Genomic DNA, 7,729 nt, shown 5'->3' with positions numbered 1-7,729 from the left:
CGCGGAAACCCGACATCAAGTGAGAGAGCGTCCGCTAGCGGCTGAATCCGGGGCGAAAAACCCGGGAAATCCGGTGATTAACCTCAAAAAGTCGCGGAAACACGCGGAATTTGCGGAACGCACGGGCCCAAGCTGGTAAGTTTTCGAACAGTGGCTTGTACGCATGCCGCGTGCAGGCTCCAGAATCATGACCGTCCAGGAGGACATAAATGGCTAAGAACCGTAGTGAACTTGTTGCAGAGGTAGCGGGCAAGGCCGGCACCAGCCAGGCAGCCGTCAACTCCGTCCTCGACGCACTGTTCGAGGTTTTCGAGACTTCTGTCGCCGCGGGCGAGAAGATCACCATCCCGGGCTGGCTCGCCGTCGAGCGCACCGACCGTGCAGCTCGCACCGGCCGCAACCCGCAGACGGGTGAGACCATTCAGATCGCAGCAGGCCACAGCGTCAAGCTGACCGCGGGCTCCAAGCTGAAGGCTGCAGTCTCCAACAAGAAGTAAGCTTCTTCCGCCGGCACGTGGCCGGCGCGGAAAAGGAGCGGCAACCGGTTGGTTGCCGCTCCTTTTGCCGTTAAGCCGATTCGCGGCCCGGGCAGGCGTAGCGGACAATGGAATGGTGTCTTCTGCCGCAAAACCCCGTTCCACCCAGCCCCCATCCGTGCCCGGCAAGGGAGCGCGGGGAAACGGTGCGCCAGCGAGGGACGGCGGTGCACTGGGGATCTCCCGGGCCTGGCAACTGGCCGGGCTGGTAGCCCTGTTCCTGGGCCTGGCAGCGGCGCTTATCTTTTCCGGAGCGGCGGACGCCAGGGCCGTCTCCGATCCCGGCACCCTTGTGCGCTGGGGCCTCCCCATCAGCAAGGCAATCCACAACGTATCGCTGGCCACAGTCATTGGCGGCCTGGTCTTCGCCGTCGGCATCCTGCCCAGGAACGCGGGGCCCCGCAGCCGGGGCAAAGAGGGCACCGAGGTGCCCGAACACCCAGCCTTCAGCCGTGCCCTGGCCGTAGCCTCCGCCGCTGGTGCAGCGTGGACGTTGTCCGCCATCGCGGTCCTGGTACTCACCTACTCCGATGTTGCCGGACAGGGCCTTTCCGGCGACGCGCAGTTCACCCAGGCGCTGGTCTACTTCATGACGGACATCGAGACGGGCCGGGCCTGGCTGGCTGTCACCATCATCGCCGCGGTCGTGACAACTGCCCTGTTTGGGGTGAGGGCACTCGGCGGCCTGGCCCTGACGCTGGTCCTCGCGCTGGTGGGCCTGGTACCCACCGCCCTGATCGGCCACTCCTCAAGCTCGTCGGACCATGAAGGCGCCATCAACTCGCTGGGCCTGCACCTGGTGGGGGTCAGCACCTGGGTGGGCGGCATCATCATGCTGGCCCTGCTGTCCGGCATCCTCACCGGCCCCAAAGCCGCAACCGCCACCGACATCACTGAACCGACGCTGCGCCGGTTCTCCTCGCTGGCCGGTTTTGCTTTCGTGCTGGTGCTCGCGTCCGGCATCATCAACGCCAGCATCCGGGTGACCAACTGGGCCGACCTCTTCGGGTCCCCTTACGGCCAGCTCATCCTGGCCAAAGCGATGGCCACCCTGGTCCTGGGCGGGATCGGGTTCATGCACCGGCAGTGGGTGATCCCGCAGCTGAGCCGAAAGGGCTCCACCATGTCTTCCCGGCGGGTCCTCTGGCAGCTGGTCCTTGCGGAGTTCCTGGTGATGGGAGCAACGTCCGGTGTGGCCGTCGCGCTCGGCAGGTCCGCCCCGCCGGAGCCCACCACCTTCGCGCCCGATGCCACGCCCGCCTTCATCCTCACCGGGTACGAGCTTCCCCCGGAACTGACGCCCGAGCGCTGGCTGACCGAGTGGCGCCTGGACTGGCTCTGGATCGCCGTGGCGCTGTTCGGCCTCGTGTCCTACTTCCTCGGCGTTGCCAAGATCCACCGGCGCGGCGACAAGTGGCAGTGGTTCCGGGCCGTGAACTGGGTCATTGGCCTGCTGGTGCTCACCTACATCACGTCAGGGCCGCCGTCGGTCTATGGGCGCGTACTGTTCTCGGCGCACATGGTGGACCACATGGCGCTGACCATGGTGGCGCCGATCTTCCTAGTGCTGGGCGCGCCGGTGACGCTGGCCCTCAAAGCATTGACTCCCCGCAGGGACGGTTCCCGCGGGGCGCGTGAGTGGCTGCTGGTGTTCGTCCACTCGAAGTTCTCGCAGCTGGTCACCCACCCGATCTTCGCCGCCGCCAACTTTGCCGGCTCGATTGTGCTGTTCTACTACTCTGACCTGTTCGGCTTCGCCATGCGCGAGCACGTGGGCCACGAGCTGATGATTGTGCACTTCCTGCTGACCGGATACATCTTTATCCTGAGCATGATCGGCACCGACCCGCTGCCGCTCAGGGCACCGTACCCCATGCGGCTCCTCCTGCTCCTGGCCACCATGGGCTTCCACGCCTTCTTCGGTGTGGCCATCATGGGCGGGGACAACCTCCTGGCCGCGGACTACTTCGGGAACCTGGGCCGGGCGTGGGGTGACTCCGCGCTGGCCGACCAGCAGAAGGGCGGCGCAGTGGCCTGGGGCATCGGCGAGGTGCCCACGCTGCTGGTGGCGATCGGCGTCGCCATCATGTGGTCCCGGTCCGACCAGCGGGAGACCAAACGGGTGGACCGGGCGGCGGACAGGAATAACGACGCCGATCTCACCGCTTACAACGATATGTTTGCCAAGTTGGCTGAACGCGATGCCAAGCTGGCTGAACGAAACAAGCTGGAAGGACGCTGATGAGCGAAACCGTACGCACCCACCTCCGGGTCCGAGCCTCCGAACTGGTGGGCCGTAACTGGTTGAACACCGGCGGCAAGTCACTGGACCTTGAAGCCCTCCGCGGCAAGATCGTGTTGCTGGACTTCTGGACCTTCTGCTGCATCAACTGCCTGCACGTCCTGGACGAGCTGCGCCCGCTCGAGGAGCAGTACTCCGACGTCCTGGTGACTGTGGGCGTCCACTCGCCCAAGTTCGAGCACGAGGCCGATCCGGTGGCGCTGGCCGCCGCCGTGGAACGCTACGAGATCCACCACCCGGTCCTGGACGATCCCGAGCTGGAGACCTGGAAGGCCTACACCGCCCGCGCCTGGCCCACGCTTGTGGTCATCGATCCCGAGGGCTACATCGTGGCGCACCTCTCCGGCGAAGGCCACGCGGACGGCCTCGCGGTGCTGATTCCCGAGCTCATCGCCCAGCACGAGGCCAAGGGGACCCTGCACCGCGGTTCCGGCCCGTACGTGGCGCCGGAGCCGACGTCCGGCACCCTGCGCTTCCCCGGCAAGGCGCTTTTCCTTCCGCCGGGCCGCGGTTCGGCTTCAGAGGGAATGCCCGACGGCGGTACTGCGGCGGGTGCCGCGGCCGCCGGTTCCGCAGCAAGCAAGGGCTCGTGGCTGGTCACCGATACCGGCCACCACCGGCTGGTGGAGCTGGGCACCGACTTCCACACCGTCCTGGGCACCTTCGGCTCCGGCACCCGTGGCCACTCCGACGGTCCGGCTGCCGGGGACGCTGCCGTGGCCCAATTCAACGAACCCCAAGGCCTGGTCCTGCTTCCGGAAGACGTGGCAGCCAAGGCAGGTTACGACGTCGTTATTGCCGACTCCGTCAACCACCGGCTCCGCGGGCTGTCCCTCGCGGACGGCAAGGCATCCACCCTGGCAGGCAGCGGTGTCCAGCGGCTGCTGGAGGCGGGGCCCGCGCGCGTGGACGAGGACGCTGCGGGCTTCACAGGCCAGCTCGGCGGGCACCCGCTTGATGTTGCCCTGAGCTCGCCGTGGGACGTTGTCTGGTCGCGCAAGCTCAGCGCCGTGGTGATCGCCATGGCCGGGACGCACCAGATCTTCAGCTTCGATCCGCTCACCGGCTCTGTGGCCATCGTGGCCGGCAACGGACTGGAGGGCCTGCTGGACGGTGCCCCGCACGAGGCCTGGTTCGCCCAGCCCTCCGGTCTGGCCGAGGACGCGGACGGGAATATCTGGGTGGCCGACTCCGAGACGTCCGCCCTCCGCAAGCTGGTGATTGACGACGACGGCCGCGTCGCCGTGGAGTCCGCCATCGGCAAGGGACTGTTCGACTTCGGCTTCCGCGACGGCCCGGCTGCGGAAGCCCGGCTGCAGCACCCGCTGGGGGTTACGGTCCTGCCGGACGGATCCGTGGCGATCGCGGACACCTACAACGGTGCCGTCCGCCGCTACGATCCCGCCTCCGGCACGGTGTCAACCCTCGCGCGAGGCCTCCTGGAGCCGTCCGACGTGATCGTGGACCACACGCACTCGGCCGGTTCCGAGCCGCTGCTGGTGGTGGTGGAGGCCAACAAGCACCAGGTGGTGTTCGTTCCCATCCCCAAGGAAGCCCAGCAGGTGGACGAGGGAGCGGTCCAGACCCACCGGCCCAAGAGCCCGGTCGCCCTCGGCCCCCTCGAGCTGACTGTCCGCTTCACAGCCCCCACCGGGCAGAAGCTCGATGACCGCTGGGGCGATCCCACACAGCTGAAGATCTCCTCCACCCCGCCGGAGCTCCTGGCGGCCGGCGGCGGAACCTCCGTTGGGCTGCAGCGGACGCTGGAGCTTTCGCCGGATGTAGCCGAGGGGGTCCTGCACATCACTGCCCGGGCTGCTGCCTGTGACGGCCCGGAGACTGAGGACGGCGAGATCCCCGACCACGCCGCCTGCCACCTCTACCAGCAGGACTGGGGCATTCCCGTGGTGCTACAGGGTGACGGCGACACCGAGCTGGTCCTGGACCTCCGCGGGATGGACTGACCCGCCGCCGTCGTAATTTTGCTGAAAGGCTGCCGCCCATGGCTGACGCGTCACGGGCGGCAGCCTTTTGGCGTGGGGCCCTGCGTGACGCAGGCAGCCGGTGCACCGGCCGGCGCGGGGGCTAGAAGCTCAGCACCGGCGTGACCTTGACCGTGTCTCCCGTGACGTCCAGCCGGGTGGTGAAGCTGAAGTCCACTTCCTCGCTGAGGGGGTACCAGGCGCCGGTGAACAGGTTCTGCTGGAGGGCTTCAACTTTGGCCTTGCCGTCCAGCGGAGCCACCACCCAGCGTCCGTCGAACGGCTCGATGGACACATTGGGGTACTCTGTCACGGTCCACTTGATGCTGCCGTCCTGAACCCTGTTGTTGCTGGCGTAGTAGAACGGGCAGTCGGGCTGGAGCTTCTGCTCCTTGGCCGCGACGGCGGCACAGCTGTCCAGGAATTCCTTCACCTTCGCCGAGACGTCCTTCTTCAGGTTGTCCGTGGCCTGGGTGAGGAGGTTGAGCGGCGCTACGGGGGCGTCGCGCGCGGTCACGGTGGCACGGGTGGGCGACGCCGAAAAGTACTGGCCGTTCACGGCTGCCTCGTACTCGCCGGGATAGAACACCGCAAAGGAGTTCCGGCCGTTCGGCATGTTAACGGGCACGCCGTTGACGGTGGCTTCGCTGGCATTTACCACGGTGACGTCAATGGTGGGGAGCCTTGACGGGACAAAGCCCCACGTGTTGAAGAAGATCCACTCGGTTCCGGTTTTCCGCAGCAGGAATTCGGTGCGGAGCCGGCTGCCGTCAATGGTGTATTCCATCGGCACCATGACCTGGTTGTCCGGGCGTTCCTGGGCGTCGCCGATGTCCACGTTGGCGATGCGCGAGGCAGCGGTCTGCAGTGCCGGGCCGTCCAGCATGGCAGCGTTGCTGGGCGGCACCGTGGCACCGAGGAGCCCCAGTGCCCTGCCGCCATCACCGCCCTGCAGCGCCTCCAGATACTCACGGACAGGCTGCTGCGGGCTGGCCACAGTGTTGTTCACCAGGTTCACCGCAACCACGGCTCCGGCGACGGCAAGCATGAGTCCCAGCAGCCATCCGGCTGCGATCCTCACCAACGCTTGACTCATCTGCACTGACAATACGTTACCTGTCATGCGGCGGACGGCGGCAGTCGAGCCGGCGGAAGCGGTACCTTGTCAGCGGCGGCGGCGCCGGGACGACGTGCCGAACACCCCGCGCAGCAGCTCCCGCCCGAGCTGCGTGCCGATGGACCTGGCCATGCTCTTCAGGCCGCCCCCCAGGGCCCCGCCCAGCGCGCCGCCCAGGTCCCCCATCATCGAGTCGCGCGTCTCGGGCCGTGGTTCCCGCGGCTCTTCGGCGCGGGTGCGGCGTCCGCCGTCCCCGGAAGCTGCCGGACGGCTGCTGGGCCGGCCGAGGATTTCTTCCTCGATCCGGCGCGCCTCGGCGTCAACGTCCAGGCTGCCGCCCCCGCCGCCCTGAACCCCGCCGCCCTGAACCCCGCCGCCCTGAACAGTGGTGCCCGGTGCCGCCACTCCGCCCTGGGCAGCCGGCCCTGTGGGAGCGGCAGCCTTCCCGGAAAGCTTTTCGAAGGCCGACAGGTTGTCCACCGCCGTTCCGTACTTGGCCAGCAGGGCTGAAGCCGCCACGGTGCTGCGGACCAGGGCCTCGTCGCTCGGACCCATCACCGACTCCGGGGCCCGCAGGCGGGTCAGCGCCACGGGAGTGGGGGCGCCCTTCTCATTCATGACAGTGATCACGGCCTCACCGATGCCGGCGGACGTCAGTGTTTCCTCGAGGTCGTAGTCGCTGAGCGGGAACGTGGACACCGTGGCCTTCAAAGCCTTGGCGTCCTCCGGGGTGAACGCGCGGAGGGCATGCTGCACGCGGTTGGCGAGCTGGCCAAGGACATCCGCGGGAACGTCCTTGGGGGTCTGGGTGACAAAGAAGATTCCCACGCCCTTGGACCGGATAAGCCGGACAGTGGTGGTGATGGCCTCCAGGAATGCCTTGGATGCGTCGTTGAACAGGAGGTGCGCTTCGTCCAGGAAGAACACCAGCTTGGGTTTGTCCAGGTCCCCCGCTTCGGGGAGGTCCTCGAAGAGATCCGCCAGCAGCCACATCAGGAAGGTGGAGAACAGCATGGGCTTGGTCTGCAGCGTGGGCAGCTCCAGGCAGGTGATCACACCGCGGCCGTCCGGGGAAGTCCGCAGCAGCTCCGCGGTATCAAACTCGGGTTCGCCAAAGAACCTTTCCAGTCCCTGCGCCTCAAGGCTCACAAGCTCGCGCAGGATCACCCCGGCGGTCGCCTTGGACAGCCCGCCGAGCTCCTCCAGCTGGTCCTTGCCCTCGGCCGAGGTCAGGAACTGGATCACCGCCCGGAGGTCCTTCAGGTCGATAAGCTCCAGGCCGTTCTTGTCCGCGAAATAGAAGACCAGCTGCAGGCTCGATTCCTGCGTGTCGTTCAGCTCCATGATCCGGGAGAGCAGGATGGGCCCAAAGGAGGACACCGTGGCCCGCACGGGGACGCCGTTGCCGTCGCCGCCCAGCGCCAGGAACTCCACCGGGAACGTCTTCCCCTGCCACGGCTGCCCGATGCCCTCCGTGCGGGCGGTGAGCTTTTCACTTCCGACGGCGGCGGTGGCCAGCCCGGAGAGGTCGCCCTTGATATCGGCCAGGAAGACCGGCACGCCGGCGGTGGAGAGCTGCTCGGCCATCATGTGCAGCGTGACGGTCTTGCCCGTGCCGGTGGCGCCCGCCACCAGGCCGTGCCGGTTCATCATGGAAAGCGGCAAGCGCACCGGCGCGTCCTTGTGGACCTCGCCGTCCACAATCGCGGCTCCCAGCTCGATGGTGGCCCCTTCCAGTGTGTAGCCCTTCTGGAGGGTGGCAAGCTTCTCTGCTGTGGTTTTGTTGGCCATG

5 protein-coding genes are annotated in these 7,729 nt (G+C 67.2%); 3 read left to right on the top strand and 2 right to left on the bottom strand.

Annotated elements, in window-relative coordinates; all coding sequences use genetic code 11:
• Positions 1-209 precede the first annotated feature (209 nt).
• The 3 genes from FHJ30_RS19245 to FHJ30_RS19235 all read left to right on the top strand — a co-directional run bounded on the left by FHJ30_RS19245 (position 210) and on the right by FHJ30_RS19235 (position 4,802).
• Entirely contained in the window at positions 210-497 is a 288-nt protein-coding gene (locus FHJ30_RS19245) for an HU family DNA-binding protein (RefSeq protein ID WP_009358243.1), read from the top strand.
• A gap of 112 nt (positions 498-609) precedes the next feature.
• Complete coding sequence (locus FHJ30_RS19240) at positions 610-2,778, top strand: cytochrome c oxidase assembly protein (RefSeq protein ID WP_139030864.1); 2,169 nt, start codon at positions 610-612, stop codon at positions 2,776-2,778.
• Positions 2,778-4,802 (top strand): NHL domain-containing thioredoxin family protein, encoded by a 2,025-nt coding sequence (locus FHJ30_RS19235; protein WP_139030863.1) that lies wholly within the window; start codon positions 2,778-2,780, stop codon positions 4,800-4,802. The genes FHJ30_RS19240 and FHJ30_RS19235 overlap by 1 nt, the downstream gene beginning before the upstream one ends.
• Before the next feature lie 121 nt (positions 4,803-4,923).
• On the opposite strand, the gene FHJ30_RS19230 is transcribed toward FHJ30_RS19235, so the two are convergent.
• Together FHJ30_RS19230 and FHJ30_RS19225 are read right to left on the bottom strand one after the other, a co-directional pair.
• Entirely contained in the window at positions 4,924-5,916 is a 993-nt protein-coding gene (locus FHJ30_RS19230) for a hypothetical protein (RefSeq protein ID WP_171059139.1), read from the bottom strand.
• Between the two features lie 69 nt (positions 5,917-5,985).
• Positions 5,986-7,728 (bottom strand): helicase HerA-like domain-containing protein, encoded by a 1,743-nt coding sequence (locus tag FHJ30_RS19225; RefSeq protein WP_139030862.1) that lies wholly within the window; start codon positions 7,726-7,728, stop codon positions 5,986-5,988.
• Position 7,729: the final 1 nt, after the last annotated feature.

The sequence above is a fragment of the Arthrobacter sp. BB-1 genome, from assembly GCF_006151685.1.
Lineage (GTDB): Bacteria > Actinomycetota > Actinomycetes > Actinomycetales > Micrococcaceae > Arthrobacter.
This window is presented reverse-complemented; position numbering and strand designations above follow the sequence as displayed.